At 61.9% G+C, this 16,420-nt stretch carries 12 protein-coding genes; 3 read left to right on the top strand and 9 right to left on the bottom strand.

The features are described from left to right. The gene (gene purL, locus CKW13_RS01500; protein WP_095106257.1) at positions 1 to 3,897 is read right to left on the bottom strand and encodes a phosphoribosylformylglycinamidine synthase; all 3,897 of its coding nucleotides are present in this window, start codon (positions 3,895 to 3,897) and stop codon (positions 1 to 3) included. Positions 3,898 to 4,183: 286 nt separating this feature from the next. Here purL and mltF point away from each other — a divergent pair, with 286 nt between their 5' ends. Continuing rightward, positions 4,184 to 5,644 (top strand): membrane-bound lytic murein transglycosylase MltF, encoded by a 1,461-nt coding sequence (gene mltF / locus CKW13_RS01495; protein WP_095106254.1) that lies wholly within the window; start codon positions 4,184 to 4,186, stop codon positions 5,642 to 5,644. Between the two features lie 119 nt (positions 5,645 to 5,763). On the opposite strand, the gene pdxJ is transcribed toward mltF, so the two are convergent. The 8 genes from pdxJ to lptF all read right to left on the bottom strand — a co-directional run bounded on the left by pdxJ (position 5,764) and on the right by lptF (position 14,165). Then, positions 5,764 to 6,510: a pyridoxine 5'-phosphate synthase gene (gene pdxJ, locus CKW13_RS01490; RefSeq protein WP_095106252.1), complete on the bottom strand. Its 747-nt coding sequence runs from the start codon at positions 6,508 to 6,510 to the stop codon at positions 5,764 to 5,766. Between the two features lie 46 nt (positions 6,511 to 6,556). Beyond that, a complete protein-coding gene (gene recO / locus CKW13_RS01485) occupies positions 6,557 to 7,246 on the bottom strand; it encodes a DNA repair protein RecO (RefSeq protein ID WP_095106250.1) in 690 nt (229 codons plus the stop codon). Positions 7,247 to 7,412: 166 nt separating this feature from the next. Then, a complete protein-coding gene (era, locus tag CKW13_RS01480) occupies positions 7,413 to 8,315 on the bottom strand; it encodes a GTPase Era (RefSeq protein WP_095106248.1) in 903 nt (300 codons plus the stop codon). Further along, positions 8,308 to 8,997: a ribonuclease III gene (gene rnc, locus CKW13_RS01475; RefSeq protein WP_095106246.1), complete on the bottom strand. Its 690-nt coding sequence runs from the start codon at positions 8,995 to 8,997 to the stop codon at positions 8,308 to 8,310. The genes era and rnc overlap by 8 nt, the downstream gene beginning before the upstream one ends. Positions 8,998 to 9,172: 175 nt before the next feature. Beyond that, the gene (gene lepB / locus CKW13_RS01470) at positions 9,173 to 10,027 is read right to left on the bottom strand and encodes a signal peptidase I (RefSeq protein WP_095106244.1); all 855 of its coding nucleotides are present in this window, start codon (positions 10,025 to 10,027) and stop codon (positions 9,173 to 9,175) included. Positions 10,028 to 10,032: 5 nt separating this feature from the next. Continuing rightward, entirely contained in the window at positions 10,033 to 11,832 is a 1,800-nt protein-coding gene (lepA, locus tag CKW13_RS01465) for a translation elongation factor 4 (RefSeq protein WP_095106242.1), read from the bottom strand. Between the two features lie 160 nt (positions 11,833 to 11,992). After that, entirely contained in the window at positions 11,993 to 13,054 is a 1,062-nt protein-coding gene (gene lptG / locus CKW13_RS01460) for an LPS export ABC transporter permease LptG (RefSeq protein WP_095106240.1), read from the bottom strand. Further along, a complete protein-coding gene (gene lptF / locus CKW13_RS01455) occupies positions 13,047 to 14,165 on the bottom strand; it encodes an LPS export ABC transporter permease LptF (RefSeq protein WP_095106238.1) in 1,119 nt (372 codons plus the stop codon). Before lptF ends, lptG begins: the two co-directional genes overlap by 8 nt. Positions 14,166 to 14,441: 276 nt before the next feature. On the opposite strand from lptF, the gene CKW13_RS01450 reads away from it, so the two are divergent. Both CKW13_RS01450 and CKW13_RS01445 read left to right on the top strand, forming a co-directional pair. Further along, complete coding sequence (locus CKW13_RS01450) at positions 14,442 to 15,932, top strand: leucyl aminopeptidase (protein ID WP_095106236.1); 1,491 nt, start codon at positions 14,442 to 14,444, stop codon at positions 15,930 to 15,932. Between the two features lie 58 nt (positions 15,933 to 15,990). Beyond that, positions 15,991 to 16,419, top strand: a complete 429-nt coding sequence (locus CKW13_RS01445) for a DNA polymerase III subunit chi (RefSeq protein ID WP_095106234.1) — start codon at positions 15,991 to 15,993, stop codon at positions 16,417 to 16,419. Position 16,420 lies beyond the last annotated feature (1 nt).

The raw sequence follows: 16,420 nt of genomic DNA, 5'->3' as shown, positions 1-16,420 counted from the left end.
TTAGTTCACCCACACGCGGGCGTTGCGGAACATGCGCATCCATGGCGCGTCTTCGTTCCAGTCTTCCGAGCGCCACGAGTTCTGCACGGCACGGAACACCCGCTCCGGGTGCGGCATCATGATGGTCACGCGGCCGTCGCGGCTGGTCAGGCCGGTAATCCCGCGCGGCGAGCCGTTCGGGTTAGCCGGGTAGCTTTCGGTGACCTTGCCGTGGTTATCGACGAAGCGCATCGCCACACAGCCGGACAGGTCGGCTTCGAGCAGGGCCTCTTCGCTTTCAAACTCGGCATGGCCTTCACCGTGGGCGATGGCGATTGGCATGCGCGAGCCGGCCATGCCCTGCAGGAAGATCGAGTTCGACTCCTGCACCTGGACCATGGCCACCCGGGCTTCGAACTGCTCGGAGCGGTTGCGCACGAAGTGCGGCCAGAACTCGCTGCCGGGGATCAGTTCGTGCAGGTTGGACATCATCTGGCAACCGTTGCACACGCCCAGAGTGAAGCTGTCATTACGCTCGAAGAAGCCCTGGAAGGCATCGCGGGCGCGGCTGTTGAACAGCGCCGACTTAGCCCAGCCTTCACCGGCGCCCAGTACGTCGCCGTAGGAGAAACCGCCGCAGGCCACCAGGCCTTTGAACTCGTTGAGGTCGACACGGCCAGCGAGGATATCGCTCATGTGCACGTCGATCGCGCTGAAACCGGCGCGGTCGAAGGCTGCGGCCATTTCCACCTGGCCGTTGACACCCTGCTCACGCAGCACGGCAACTTGTGGGCGGATGCCTTTTTTGATGTAGGGCGCGGCCACGTCCTGGTTGACGTCGAAGCTGAGCTTGACGCTCAAACCCGGGTTGTCTTCCTCCAGGATCAGGTCGAATTCCTGTTCAGCGCAGTCGACGTTGTCGCGCAGACGCTGGATCTGGTAGCTGGTTTCAGCCCACTGACGTTGCAACAGGCGGCGCTGACCCTCAAACACGGTGTCGCCATTGAAGATGATGCTGATATCGCCACTGTTCACCGGTTGGCCGATAACCGAGACGCAATCGCCCAGGCCGGCGGCGCTGAACTGTGCAAGCACGTCCGGGGTAGCGTCCTGGCGAACCTGGATCACCGCGCCCAGCTCTTCGTTGAACAAAATGGCGGCGATATCGGCCGAGGTTTCGGCCACGCCATCGAGGTTCAGGCTCAGGCCGCAATGGCCGGCAAAGGCCATTTCCACGGTGCTGGTAAGCAGGCCGCCGTCGGAACGGTCGTGATAGGCCAGCAGGTGGCCATCAGCGTTCAAGCCCTGGATCACGGCGAAGAAGGCCTTGAGGTCTTCGGCGTCGTCAACGTCCGGGGCCTGGCTGCCAAGCTTGCCGTGGACCTGGGCCAGGATCGAGGCGCCCATGCGGTTCTGGCCACGGCCCAGGTCGATCAGAATCAGGTCGGTGGTGCCCTTGTCCATGCGCAACTGCGGGGTCAGGGTCTGGCGGATGTCGGTGACCGGCGCGAACCCGGTGACGATCAACGACATCGGCGACGTCACGGTCTTGTCCACGCCTTCATCGTTCCAGCGCGTAGCCATGGACATGGAGTCCTTGCCCACCGGAATGGTGATGCCCAATTCCGGGCACAGCTCCATGCCGACAGCCTTGACCGTGTCGTACAGACGCGCATCTTCACCGGGGTGGCCGGCCGCGGACATCCAGTTGGCCGACAGTTTGATGTCGGAGATTTTGCCAATGCGCGAAGCAGCGATGTTGGTCAGCACCTCGCCGATGGCCATGCGGCCCGACGCCGGGGCATCCAGCAGGGCCAGCGGCGTGCGCTCGCCCATGGCCATGGCTTCACCGGTGTAGACGTCAAAACTGGTGGCGGTGACGGCAACGTCGGCCACAGGGACTTGCCATGGGCCGACCATCTGGTCACGGGCCACGAGGCCGGTAATGGTGCGGTCGCCGATGGTAATCAGGAAGCTCTTGCTGGCCACCGCTGGGTGGTGCAAGACACGCTCGACGCACTCGGCGATGTTCAGGCCCGAGGGGTCGAAGTCATCGCCCAGCTCGCTTTCACGAACCGCCGAACGGTGCATGCGCGGGGCCTTGCCCAGCAGCACTTCCAGCGGCATGTCCACGGGGCTGTTGCCGAAGTGGCTGTCGGTGACCGTCAGTTGCGGCTCGGCAGTGGCTTCGCCGACCACGGCGAACGGGCAGCGCTCGCGCTCGCAGATCGCCTGGAAACGGGCGAAATCTTCCGGGCCAACGGCCAGCACGTAGCGTTCCTGGGATTCGTTGCTCCAGATCTCGTGCGGGGCCATGCCCGGCTCGTCGTTGGGAATGTTGCGCAGCTCGAAGCGACCGCCACGGCCACCGTCGTTGACCAGTTCCGGGAAGGCGTTGGACAGGCCGCCCGCGCCGACGTCGTGGATGAAGCTGATGGGGTTTTTGTCACCCAACTGCCAGCAACGGTCGATGACTTCCTGGCAACGACGCTCCATCTCCGGGTTTTCCCGTTGCACGGAAGCGAAATCCAGGTCCGCCGAGCTGGCGCCAGTGGCCATGGAGGATGCCGCACCGCCGCCCAGGCCGATGAGCATGGCCGGGCCGCCGAGGACGATCAGCTTGGAGCCGACAACGATCTCGGCCTTCTGCACGTGTTCGGCGCGGATGTTGCCCATGCCGCCAGCCAGCATGATCGGCTTGTGGTAACCGCGCACTTCATCGCCACGGGGGGTGGTGATGGACTGCTCGAAAGTACGGAAATAGCCCGTCAGGGCCGGACGGCCGAATTCGTTGTTGAACGCTGCGCCGCCCAGCGGGCCTTCGATCATGATGTCCAGCGCGGTGACGATGCGCTCGGGCTTGCCGTAAGGCACTTCCCAGGGCTGCTCGAAACCGGGGATCTGCAGGTTAGATACGGTGAAACCGGTCAGGCCTGCCTTGGGCTTGGCGCCGCGACCGGTTGCACCTTCATCGCGGATCTCGCCACCGGAACCGGTGGACGCGCCCGGGAACGGCGCAATGGCGGTCGGGTGGTTGTGGGTCTCGACCTTCATCAGGATGTGCACCGGCTCCTGCACCGCGCCGTACTGGCGGGTCTCAGGGTTCGGGAAGAAACGCCCGGCCACGCTGCCGACGATGACCGAGGCGTTGTCCTTGTAGGCCGACAGGACACCTTCGCTGTGCATCACGTAGGTGTTCTTAATCATGCCGAACAGGCTTTTCTCCTGGCTCTGGCCGTCGATATCCCAACTGGCGTTGAAGATCTTGTGGCGGCAGTGCTCGGAGTTCGCCTGGGCGAACATCATCAGTTCGATGTCATGAGGGTTGCGGCCCAGGCCAACGAAGGCGTTGACCAGGTAGTCGATCTCGTCTTCCGCCAGGGCCAGGCCCAGTTCGCGGTTGGCGGTTTCCAGCGCGGTACGACCGCCGCCCAGCACATCGATAGCGGTCAGCGGCTTGGGCTCGGCGTGGCTGAACAGACCGGCAGCCTGCTCCAGGTCGCCGAGCACGATTTGCGTCATGCGGTCGTGCAGGGCATCGGCCACCAATTGCGCCTGGGCCTCACTGAATTCACCGGCTACATAGAAGGCAATGCCGCGCTCCAGGCGCTGGACCTTCGCCAGGCCACAGTTGCGAGCGATGTCGCTGGCCTTGCTCGACCACGGCGAGATGGTGCCAAAACGCGGCAGCACCAGGAACAGGCGGCCGGTCGGCTCTTGAACAGGAACGCTTGGGCCGTACTTCAGAAGGCGCGCGAGCACCTGCTGTTCGTCGCCGGTCAGGACGCCGGTAACTTCGGCGAAGTGAGCGAATTCAGCATACAAGCCACTGACAGCCGGAACCTTCTGGCTCAGTTGCTCAAGGAGTTTGCTGTGGCGAAAGGCAGAAAGGGCAGGAGCGCCGCGCAGGATCAACATCTTCGGGACAGCCTCGGGAAGGGGTGTGCTTTGAGGCCGCGTATTCTAGCCTAAACCGCCCGCGACAGCACCCGAAACGGCACGCCACGGGCGAGCCGGACATCGCCTGAGCATCGCATCGGGGTAACCGAGGCCAGCGAGGGGCGAGGCGCATAGTTTTTTTGCGTCGAAATATGCCAGAACAACAGCGGCGCTTCAGGCCCGCCAGGGTGTTTGCCCTGCGCTAGCAGACCTGCCTCGCGCTGTCGAGATATGGCGCTGATGGTCCTTTGCGTATACTGCGCAGATGTTTTCCCAAATGGCTTTCCGTCCGCGCTGCGCCAAATGGCTCATCGCAACCGGACTCTTCCTGATGCTCGGTGCCTGTGTTGATAAACCCAGCACACTGGAGCGCGTAAAGGAGGATGGCGTACTGCGGGTGATAACCCGCAACAGTCCCGCCACCTACTTTCAGGACCGCAACGGCGAAACCGGCTTCGAATACGAGCTGGTGAAACGTTTCGCCGACGATCTGGGCGTAGAGCTGAAGATCGAAACCGCCGACAACCTTGACGACCTCTTCGATCAGTTGGGCAAGCCCAACGGCCCTGTGCTGGCTGCTGCCGGTCTGGTCAGCAGCGAGAAACGCAAACAGCAGGTCCGCTTTTCCCACACCTACCTGGACGTCACCCCGCAGATCATCTATCGCAACGGCCGCTCCCGCCCCACCAACGCGGCCGACCTGGCTGGCAAGCGCATCATGGTGCTTAAGGGCAGCACCCACGCCGAGCAATTGGCGGCACTGAAACAGAAATACCCTTCTATAGAGTACGAAGAATCCGACGCCGTCGAAGTAGTTGACCTACTGCGCATGGTGGACGAAGGGCAAATCGACCTGACCCTGGTCGATTCCAACGAAGTGGCGATGAACCAGGTCTACTTCCCCAATGTGCGTGTCGCCTTCGACCTAGGCGAAGCCAGCCAGCAAAGCTGGGCGGTAGCCGCCGGCGAAGACAACAGCCTGCTCAATGAGATCAACGAATACCTGGACAAGGTCCAGGCGAACGGCACCCTGCAACGCCTAAAGGACCGCTACTACGGCCATGTCGATGTGCTCGGTTATGTTGGCGCCTACACCTTCGCCCAGCACCTGCAACAACGCTTGCCTAAGTACGAGAAGTTCTTCAAGACCTCGGCCAAGGCAGAAAAGGTCGATTGGCGCCTGCTGGCGGCCATCGGCTATCAGGAATCGTTGTGGCAACCGGCCGTGACTTCCAAGACCGGGGTGCGCGGCCTGATGATGCTGACCCAGAACACCGCCCAGGCCATGGGCGTGTCCAACCGCCTCGACCCCAAGCAGAGCATCAGCGGCGGCGCTAAGTACCTGGCCCTTATAAAGGCACAACTGGACGACAAGATCGAAGAACCGGATCGCACCTGGTTCGCTCTGGCGGCCTACAACGTGGGCGGCGGCCATCTGGACGACGCCCGCAAGCTCGCGGAAAAAGAAGGGCTGAACCCTAATAAATGGCTGGATGTAAAGAAAATGCTGCCGCGCCTGTCGCAGAAGCAGTGGTATAGCAAGACCCGCTACGGCTATGCCCGGGGCGGCGAGCCGGTGCATTTTGTGGCCAACATTCGGCGTTACTACGACATCCTGACCTGGGTCACGCAGCCGCAGTTGGAAGGCGATCAGGTCGCCGAAGGCAACCTGCATGTACCTGGCGTGGACAAGACCAAGCCAGCCCAAGAAACCCCGCCGCTCTAACCCCCTGAATCGACTGTGGGAGCGAGCCTGCTCGCGATGGTGCCGCAGCTATTCGCATTGCTCTACCGCGACAATACCGCTATCGCGGGCAAGCCCGCTCCCACAGGGTTTGGTTGTCTTCAGGCCTTGGCGGCGGCCGCCAGGATCAGCGCCTTCATCTCCGCCACCGCGCCCTTGAAGCCGACGAACAGCGCATGGGCCACCAGCGCATGGCCGATGTTCAATTCGTTGATGCCCTTGATCGCCGCCACCGCTTCGACGTTGTGATAGTGCAAACCATGCCCGGCGTTGACGATCAAGCCCTGGGCCAAGCCGCAAGCCACACCATCGACGATGCGTTGCAACTCATCGGCCACGTCACTTGGGGTTTGCGCATCGGCGTAGCGGCCAGTATGCAACTCGATGGCCGGAGCACCGACACGCCGCGAAGCTTCGATTTGCCGCTCGTCGGCGTCGATAAACAGCGAAACTTCACAGCCGAAGCTCGCCAGGCGTTCCACCGCGGCCTTGATACGCGCTTCCTGGCCGGCCACGTCGAGGCCGCCTTCGGTGGTCAGTTCCTGACGGGTTTCCGGCACCAGGCAGATGTGCGCCGGGCGGATGCGCTCGGCAAACAGCATCATTTCTTCGGTGACGCCCATTTCGAAGTTCATGCGGGTTTGCAGCACGTCCTTGAGCAACAGCACGTCGCGCTCCTGGATATGCCGGCGATCTTCACGCAGATGCACGGTGATGCCATCGGCGCCCGCCTCTTCGGCGTCCAGCGCAGCCTTGACCGGGTCCGGATAACGGGTGCCGCGAGCCTGGCGCAAGGTCGCCACGTGGTCGATGTTCACGCCAAGAAGAATGCGATTGCTGGTGGTCACGAAAAGCGCTCCAAAAGACAGGGAAGTTGGGCGCACAGCATACAGGCTAGGGCTTGCGAAACAACTCGCGGCTCACCAGTGGCCGCCCGCCCAGGTGCACCGCCAGGGCCTGGCGCATCAGGCGTTTGGCCGCAGCCAACGCGCCGGTTGCACTCCAGTCGGCCTCGGCCATGGCCAACAATTCGGCACCGTGGAACAGGCCCGGTTGCACCAGGTAAACCCTCTCCAGGCCCGCGTCGACGACCAAGCGATAGAGGCCGTCCGGTGCAACCGGGTTGCCCTCAATGTCCGAGCCCAAAGCAAAACCGTAGCCCAGATCATCCAGCAGCCGCCATTCGAAAGCCCGCAGCAGCGGCTCCAGAGGGCGGCCTTCGGCCAAGGCCAGCAAGGTGGCGCTGTAGTGCTCGAACACCGCTGGGTGCGGGTCTTCGGCGGGCAATAGGCGGATCAGCAGCTCATTGAGGTACAACCCACTGAACAGCGCCTCGCCGTTGAGCCAATTGGACGCGCCGGCGCTTTCCATACGCCCGACGTTCTTCAACTCGCCGCGCCCGCGAAACTCCACTTCCAGCGCCACGAACGGCCGGGCTAGTGTGCCCGCCTTACCCCGCGCACTACGCAACACCGCCCGCAGCCGCCCCTGCGGCGTGAGGAAATCCACCAGGGCGCTGGTTTCGCGGTAGGCGCGGCTATGCAGGACGTAGGCGGGTTGACCGGTGGGGGGAGTCGAGGACATGGCGGTTCTCACGGACGCGGTACAGTTTTATGAACAGCACAAACCAATGTGGGAGCGGGCCTGCCCGCGATGGCGGACTAACACTCAACATCACTGTTGAATGCTGCATCCTCATCGCAGGCAGGCCCGCTCCCACAGGAATGCCCCGGTGTACCGCAAACCGAAACTACAGGTCGCCGTAACCCAGCGAACGCAATGCCCGCTCATCGTCAGACCAGCCACCCTTGACCTTGACCCAAAGGTTAAGCATGACCTTGGAGTCGAACAGCAGCTCCATGTCCTTGCGCGCTTCGGTGCCAATGCGTTTGATGCGCTCGCCCTTGTCGCCAATGATGATTTTCTTCTGGCCATCGCGCTCGACCAGGATCAGAGCGTGGATGTGCAGAGTCTTACCCTGCTGCTTGAACTCTTCGATTTCCACGGTGATCTGGTACGGCAGTTCGGCCCCCATCTGGCGCATGATTTTCTCGCGCACCAGTTCGGCGGCAAGGAAACGGCTGCTGCGGTCAGTGATCTGGTCTTCCGGGAAAAAGTGTTCGTTTTCCGGCAGATGATTGGCGATCACGCGCTCCAGTGCTTCAAGGTTATGCCCGTGCTGTGCCGAGATCGGCATGATCTGAGCGTTGGGCAATTGCTCCTGAAGCCAGCTCAGGTGCGGCATCAACTCGGCCTTGTCTTCGATGCGGTCGGTCTTGTTCAGCGCCACGATCAACGGGCCGGTCACGTACTGCACGCGCTCAAGAACCATCTGGTCTTCGTCGGTCCACTTGGTGCGGTCCACCACGAAGATCACCACATCAACGTCCTTCAACGCGGCCGAGGCAGTTTTGTTCATGTAGCGGTTCAGGGCTTTTTCGCCGCCCTTGTGCATACCTGGGGTATCGACGTAGACGGCTTGCACATTGCCTTCGGTCTTGATGCCTAGCATGTTGTGGCGCGTGGTCTGGGGCTTGCGCGAAGTGATCGCCAGTTTTTGCCCCAGGATATGGTTCAGCAGCGTGGACTTGCCCACGTTGGGACGGCCGACGATGGCAACATAGCCACAGCGAGTTGCGGTTGAATCAGTCATGGCCATTCTCCACGCCCAGGGCTATCAGAGCTGCGGCCGCCGCTACCTGTTCGGCAATACGACGGCTCACACCCTGACCTCGGCTTTTTTCATTCAATAGGGTGATCTCGCATTCGACGAAGAACGTTCGGCAATGCGGCTCACCCTGGATATCCACCACTTCGTAACGCGGCAGTTCGCAACCGCGGGACTGCAAAAACTCCTGCAGGCGGGTTTTGGGATCTTTGTTGGTGTCAACCAGGGTCAGCGTTTCAAACTCCGAAGCCAGCCAGGCCAATACGCGCTCGCGGGCCACTTCCATTCCGGCATCGAGGTAGATCGCCCCAATCAGGGCCTCCAGGGCATCGGCCAGGATCGATTCGCGGCGAAAACCGCCGCTCTTCAATTCGCCAGAACCCAGGCGCAGGTACTCGCCCAGGTCGAAACCACGGGCCAGTACTGCCAGGGTCTCGCCCTTCACCAGGCGTGCGCGCAAACGCGACAACTGGCCTTCGCGAGCCAGGGGGAAGCGGTCGAACAAGGCTTCACCGGCGACGAAGTTGAGGATGGCATCACCGAGAAACTCCAGGCGTTCGTTGTTGCGCCCGGCAAAACTGCGGTGGGTCAGGGCCAGGACCATCAGTTCCTGGTCCTTGAAGGTGTAACCGAGCTGACGCTCAAGACGGCTTAAAGAGACGCTCACGGCTTATCCACGCTGAGTTCGTGGTCGAGATCCGCCAGGGCGAGGCCCTGGAGGGCTAGAACAATTAACGCTGTGTTCAAAAATAACTTCCTGAATATCGTTGGCTGCATAGGGGCGGCCCGTTTGGCGGCACCAAAAATGCATTCGGCGCTGTGGTCAACAGCGCCGTGGGTGATTACTTGATAAGGCCAACCCGCGAGAAGTTCGGCAGGTGGCTGAGTTTCGGCTCCGGCCAGCTCATCCAGACCGCGAAAGCCTTGCCGACGATGTTCTGGTCGGGAACCATGCCCAGCAGATCCTTGGGAATGCTGGGGTCATCCCAATAGCGACTGTCGTTCGAGTTGTCGCGGTTGTCGCCCATCATGAAGTAATGCCCGGCGGGCACGACCCACTGGCGATCCGGCGGCGACCGGTAGCGGCTCATTTCCTTGCGGATCAGGTGCTCGGCCTCGCCCAGTTTTTCCTTGTACAGCTCGGCGCTGCCCAGGGTACCCGGCTCGGCGCCCACCAATTGCTCGGCGACCGACTGACCATTGACGAACAAACGCTTGTCGGCGGTATAACGCACCTCATCGCCTGGCAGGCCGACCACACGCTTGATGTAGTTGACGTTCGGGTCGCTTGGGTAGCGGAACACCATCACATCACCGCGTTGCGGGTCACCGACCTCGATAACTTTCTTATCGATCACCGGCAAGCGAATCCCGTAGGAAAACTTGCTTACCAGGATGAAATCGCCCACATCCAGAGTCGGCTTCATCGAGCCAGAGGGAATCTGGAATGGCTCGACCAAGAACGAACGCAGCACCAACACGATGAACAGCACCGGGAAGAACGATTTGCCGTATTCAACCAGCAAAGGCTCTTTGTTCAGTTTCTCAATCACCAACACATCGGGCTGGCTGACGCTGCCCTGATATTGGGCAACGGCCCCCCGGCGACGCGGCGCCAGAAACACCAGGTCGAGCAACGCCAGCAGGCCGCAAACGGCAACAGCGATGACCAGCAACAGCGGGAAATTTAGCGACATAGGACCTAACTATCCAACCTGAGCACTGCAAGGAAGGCTTCTTGTGGAATTTCCACGTTACCGACCTGCTTCATGCGTTTCTTACCGGCCTTCTGCTTTTCCAACAGCTTGCGCTTACGGCTGACGTCGCCGCCATAGCATTTGGCCAGTACGTTCTTTCTGAGAGCCTTGACAGTGGTCCGCGCCACAATCTGCCCGCCAATGGCGGCCTGGATTGCCACATCGAACATCTGCCGAGGAATCAGCTCCTTCATTTTCTCGGTCAATGCACGCCCTTTGTAGTGGGCGTTGTCGCGGTGGACGATCAACGCCAGGGCGTCAACTTTCTCACCGTTAATCAGTACATCCAGCTTGACCAGGTTCGCCGACTGGTAACGATCGAAATGGTAATCGAGCGAAGCATAGCCGCGGCTGGTGGATTTGAGACGGTCGAAGAAGTCCAGGACCACTTCGTTCATCGGCAAATCGTAGGTCACCTGGACCTGGGTACCGAGGAAGAGCATGTCGTGCTGCACGCCACGCTTCTCGATGCACAGGGTGATGACGTTGCCCAGGTGTTCCTGGGGCACAAGAATGTTGGCCCGCACGATAGGTTCGCGCATGTCCTCGATAGACGACAGATCCGGCAGTTTCGACGGGTTATCGACGTAGATCGTCTCACCGGTCTTGAGCAGCAGCTCGAAGATCACGGTCGGGGCGGTGGTAATCAGGTCCAGGTCGTACTCGCGCTCCAGGCGCTCCTGGATGATTTCCATGTGCAGCATGCCCAAAAACCCGCAACGGAAGCCGAAGCCCAAGGCGTCGGAGCTTTCCGGGGTGTACTGCAGGGACGAATCGTTGAGGGTCAGCTTTTGCAGCGCCTCGCGAAAGTCCTCGAAGTCGTCGGAGCTGACCGGGAACAGGCCAGCGTAGACCTGCGGCTGGATGCGCTTGAAGCCAGGCAGTACATCGACGTCCGGGGTGGAGCTCAAGGTCAGGGTGTCGCCCACGGGTGCACCGTGGATGTCCTTGATGCCGGCGATGATGAAGCCCACTTCGCCCGCTTTCAGATCGACGGTGGCGGTGTGCTTGGGGTTGAACACGCCCACGCTATCCACCAGGTGGATCTTGCCGGTGGACTTGACCAGGATCTTGTCGCCCTTCTTCACGCGGCCATGGCGCACGCGAACCAGGGACACGACGCCCAGGTAGTTGTCGAACCAGGAGTCGATAATCAACGCTTGCAGCGGATCTTCGATATTGCCGGTCGGCGCGGGGATGGTCGCGACCAGGCGTTCGAGCACTTCGTCGACACCCAGGCCGGTCTTGGCACTGCAGGTGACGGCGTCGGTGGCATCGATGCCGATGATTTTCTCGATTTCTTCCTTGACCCGGTCCGGATCGGCCTGTGGCAGGTCGATCTTGTTCAGCACCGGCATTACTTCCAGGCCCTGCTCGATGGCCGTGTAGCAGTTGGCCACGGACTGGGCTTCGACGCCCTGGCCGGCATCGACCACCAGCAAGGCACCTTCACAGGCCGCCAGCGAACGGCTGACTTCATAGGTGAAGTCAACGTGGCCGGGGGTGTCAATGAAGTTCAACTGGTAGTTGATACCGTCCTTGGCTTTGTAATAGAGGGTGACGCTGTGGGCCTTGATGGTGATCCCGCGTTCACGCTCCAGGTCCATGGAATCGAGTACCTGGGCTTCCATCTCGCGCTCGGCCAGGCCACCGCACATCTGGATGAAACGGTCAGCCAGCGTCGACTTGCCATGGTCAATGTGGGCGATGATGGAGAAATTGCGGATATGACTCAAATCACTCACGGATGAACACTCAAAAAGGCTGCAGGCATAGCCCGCCGAAAAATAGCCGGGAATTGTACCTGATCCACGGCGCCAGCGTCACGTTCACCTGTCAGCAGCGCACAATGAAAAACGCCCCGGTCTTTCGACCAGGGCGCTTTGCGTGCAGCCTGATACGGGCTCAGCCGGCCCGGCGCAGCAGCCAGACGCCTGCCAGGGCGCAAATCCCGGCCGGCACCAGCACCGCGAACAGCGGCGAGAAGCCGAACACCAGGCTCGAGGGGCCGAGCAAGTCCTGGGCGATGCGGAAGGTGAAACCCACCAGCACACCGGTAAACACGCGCTGGCCCAAGGTCACCGAACGCAGCGGGCCGAAGATGAAGGAAATCGCCATCAGCACCAGCGCCGCCGTAACCAAGGGCTGCAGCACCTTGACCCAAAAGGCCAGCCAGTAACGGCCATTGTTCAGGCCCTGGTCGGCCAGGTAGTGGATGTAACCCCACAGGCCGGTGATGGACAGCGAGTCCGGGGCCATGACCACGGTGCTCAGCAGTTGCGGGCTGAGGGCCACGTCCCAGCGCTCTTCGGGCACATTGACCACTTCAGTGCTGTCGCCATGGAACAGGGTGGTGGTGACGTCCGTCAGTTGCCAGTGATCCTGATCGAACGTCGCCCGCCGGGCGAAACTCGACGATTGCATGTGCCGCTCCTTGTCGAAGCGGTAGCGGGTGACACCGTAGAGCAAGCCGTTGGGTTGCACCGAGTTGATGTGGATGAACTCGTCGCCCTGCCGGTGCCACAAACCGTGCTTGGCGCTTTGCGCCTCGCCGCCGCCCTGGGCCAGGGAGCGGTTGGCCTGGGCCATGTTTTCCGTGGCCGGGGCGACATACTCGCCCACCAGCACGCCCACCAGCATCAGTACCAGCATCGGCTTCATCACCGCCCAGACGATGCGCCCGATGGACACCCCGGCCGCACGCATGATGGTCAGTTCGCTGGCGCTGGCCAGGCTGCCCAGGCCGATCAGGCAGCCAATCAGCGCCGCCATCGGCAGCATGTCGTAGACCCGCCGTGGCGCGGTCAGCAGCACGAAGCTCAGCACATCGACCAAGGTATAGGTGTCGCTGACGTCACCCATTTCATCGATGAAGGCGAACAGGGACGCCAGGCCGAGGATGATCCCCAGCACGGCGATGATGGCCATGAATACGCTGCTACCAATGTAGCGGTCGAGCTTACCCACGGGCCACCTCCAACACACTGCGGCGACTCGCCATCTTCAAACGCCACGGCTCCCAGTACAAAAGCCCCAGGCCAATGGCCAGGAAAATCCCGTGAACCCACCACAAGCCCAGCGCGGGCGGGATCTTGCCTTTTTCCAGGGCGCCACGGGCGGCGATGAGGATGCTCAGGTAAGCCATATAAAGGAGGATCGCCGGCAGCAGCTTGAGGAAACGCCCTTGGCGCGGGTTGACCCGCGAGAGCGGCACCGCCATCAGCGTCACGATGAACACCAGCAGCGGCAGCGATAGGCGCCATTGCAGCTCGGTGCGTGAGCGCAGGTCGTCGTTCCCCAGCAGGGTACGGGTGGACATGGCGTCACGGTCGGTCACTTCGTCACTGACATCAGGCTTGGGCAGCAGCACGCCGTAGGTGTCGTACTTGATGGCACGGTAGTCCGCCTGCCCCGGGTTGCCATCGTAGCGATAGCCGTTTTCCAAGATCAGGTAGCGGTTGCCATCCTCCTGGACCTCCTGGCGGCCCTTCTCGGCCACCAGCACGGAAATGCCCCGGTCTTTCTTGTCCGCCGACACCCGTTTCTCGGAAATAAACACACCGGCCAGGTTGGTGCGGTCGTCGGACAGTTTTTCGGTGTAGGTCACCCGCGTGCCATCGCGCAGCGCTTGGAAGCGGCCGGGCACCAAGGTGTCGAACTCGGTCATCGCGTCCTGCTTGTTGAGCAGCAACTGGAACTGGTTGGCCCCTTGCGGCGCCAGGCTCAGGCTCAGCCAGGCGACGATCAGCGCCACCAGCGCGGCCGGCACCATGGTCATGCCCAGCAGGCGTTGCTGGCTCATACCGGTGGCCGAGAGCACGGTCATTTCGCTTTCCAGGTACAATCGGCCATAGGCCAGCAGAATGCCGAGAAACAGCCCCAACGGCAGGATCAGTTGCAAAAAGCCCGGCAGGCGAAACCCCATGATGAGGAACAGCGAGCCTGGGTCCAGCGCGCCAGAGGCAGCCTGGGCCAGGTATTTGATGAAGCGCCCGCTCATGATGATGACCAGCAGCACGGCGCTGACGGCGCTGAGGGTCAACAGGACTTCGCGGGATAGATAACGGAAGACGATCAAACCAGACACTCCAGGGTTGTCAGGCTAAGGCGGCCAAACAAGCAAACGTCGCGAGCGGGCGCGCAATAGACGGCCGCCGAAAAAGATGGCGCATTATCCTGTGATTGGGTGCGCCTGTCACTGCGCATGCGCTGCGAGGGTTGTCAGCCTCGGGCGGCGAGGTTCAAACTGGCCGCTTTGTCGCTGGCACGCACCGGCGCCTTTCTTTATAGAACACGCCTCAAGCGCCCGCTGCCTGGCGGTGCGCCTATTGACCATTTATTCAGGGAGCCGGACATGGAATTGGTTGTAAAGAGCGTTAACCCAGAAACCGTGAAGACCGCCACCGTGGTCGTCGCTGTCGGTGAAGGCCGCAAACTGGGCGCCAGCGCCAGCCGCCTCGACGAACAAAGCGGCGGCGCCATCAGTGCCGTGCTCAAGCGCGGCGACCTGGCCGGCAAAATCGGCCAGAGCCTGCTGCTGCACAACCTGCCCAACCTCAAAGCCGAACGCGTGCTGCTGGTGGGCGTGGGCAAGGATCAAGAGCTGGGCGACCGCCCTTTGCGCAAAATCGTCGCCGCCATCCTCAACACCCTCAAAAGCCTGGGCGGCAGCGACGCCGTGCTGGCCCTGGACGACGTGCAGGTCAAGGGCCGCGACAGCTACGGCAAGACCCGCCTGCTGGCCGAAACCCTGCTCGACGGCCAATACAGCTTCGACCGCTTCAAGAGCCAGAAAGCCGAACCCCACGCCCTGAAGAAAATCACCCTGCTGACCATCAAGGCCGCCCAGGCTGAAGTCGAACGCGCCGTGACCCACGCCCAGGCCATCGCCGGCGGCATGGCGTTCACCCGCGACCTGGGCAACCTGCCGCCAAACATCTGCCACCCAACCTTCCTCGGCGAGCAAGCCAAGGAGCTGGGCAAGGCTTATAAAAGCCTGAAAGTCGAAGTCCTGGACGAGAAGAAAATCAAGGAACTGGGCATGGGCTCGTTCTACGCCGTCGGTCAAGGCAGCGAGCAACCGCCACGCCTGATCGTGATGCAGTACAACGGCGGCAAGAAATCCGAGAAACCCTTCGCCCTGGTCGGCAAGGGCATCACCTTCGACACCGGCGGCATCAGCCTCAAGCCCGGTGCCGGCATGGATGAAATGAAATACGACATGGGCGGCGCGGCCAGCGTGTTCGGCACCCTGCGTGCGGTGCTGGAACTCAAGCTGCCGATCAACCTAGTGTGCATCCTGGCCTGCGCCGAGAACATGCCCAGCGGCAAGGCCGCCCGTCCTGGCGATATCGTCACCACCATGAGCGGCCAGACCGTGGAAATCCTCAACACCGACGCCGAAGGGCGCCTGGTGCTGTGCGATGCCCTGACCTACGCCGAACGCTTCAAGCCCCAGGCTGTGGTCGACATCGCCACCCTGACCGGCGCTTGCATCGTTGCCCTGGGTTCCCACACCTCGGGCCTTTTGGGCAACAACGACGAACTGATCGGCCAACTGCTCAGCGCCGGCGTGCAGGCCGACGACCGCGCCTGGCAACTGCCGCTGTTCGATGAATACCAGGAGCAACTGGACAGCCCGTTCGCCGACATCGCCAACATCGGCGGGCCGAAGGCCGGGACCATCACCGCGGCCTGCTTCCTGTCGCGCTTTGCCAAGAACTTCAACTGGGCACACCTGGACATCGCCGGCACAGCCTGGACCAGCGGCGGCAAGGACAAAGGCGCCACCGGCCGGCCAGTGCCGCTGCTGACCCAATACCTGATCGATCGCGCCAACGCCTGAACCCAATGAGCACGGGCGGCGTTGCTCCATTCAACGCCACCCGGGCCCAGGAACCGCAATGACCCAAGTCGACTTTTATATCCTGCCCAGTGCCGATCCTTCGGCGCGCCTGGATTTTGCCTGCAAGCTCACCGAAAAAGCCTGGCGCATGGGCCACCGCATCTACCTGCATTGCTGCGACGCGGCTCAGCGCGACGATCTCGACGCCCGCCTCTGGCGTTTTAAGGGCGAAAGCTTCGTGCCCCACGGCCCGGCCGAAAGCGAGCGCGACGGCCAGGTGGTCCTGGGCCTGGGCGACGACTGCGGCGAGCACCAAGACCTGCTGGTCAACCTCGCCCTTAAGGTCCCGGCCTTCGCCCCGCGCTTTGCCCGCGTAGCGGAAGTGGTGGTCGAAGACCCGGCAATTCGTCAGGCCGCACGGGAGAGTTTCCGCTTCTACCGTGAACAGGGCTATCCTCTGCAAGATCACCGATTACAGCGACTCTGAG

This window comes from Pseudomonas sp. Irchel 3E20, assembly GCF_900187645.1.
GTDB lineage: Bacteria > Pseudomonadota > Gammaproteobacteria > Pseudomonadales > Pseudomonadaceae > Aquipseudomonas.
This window is presented reverse-complemented; position numbering and strand designations above follow the sequence as displayed.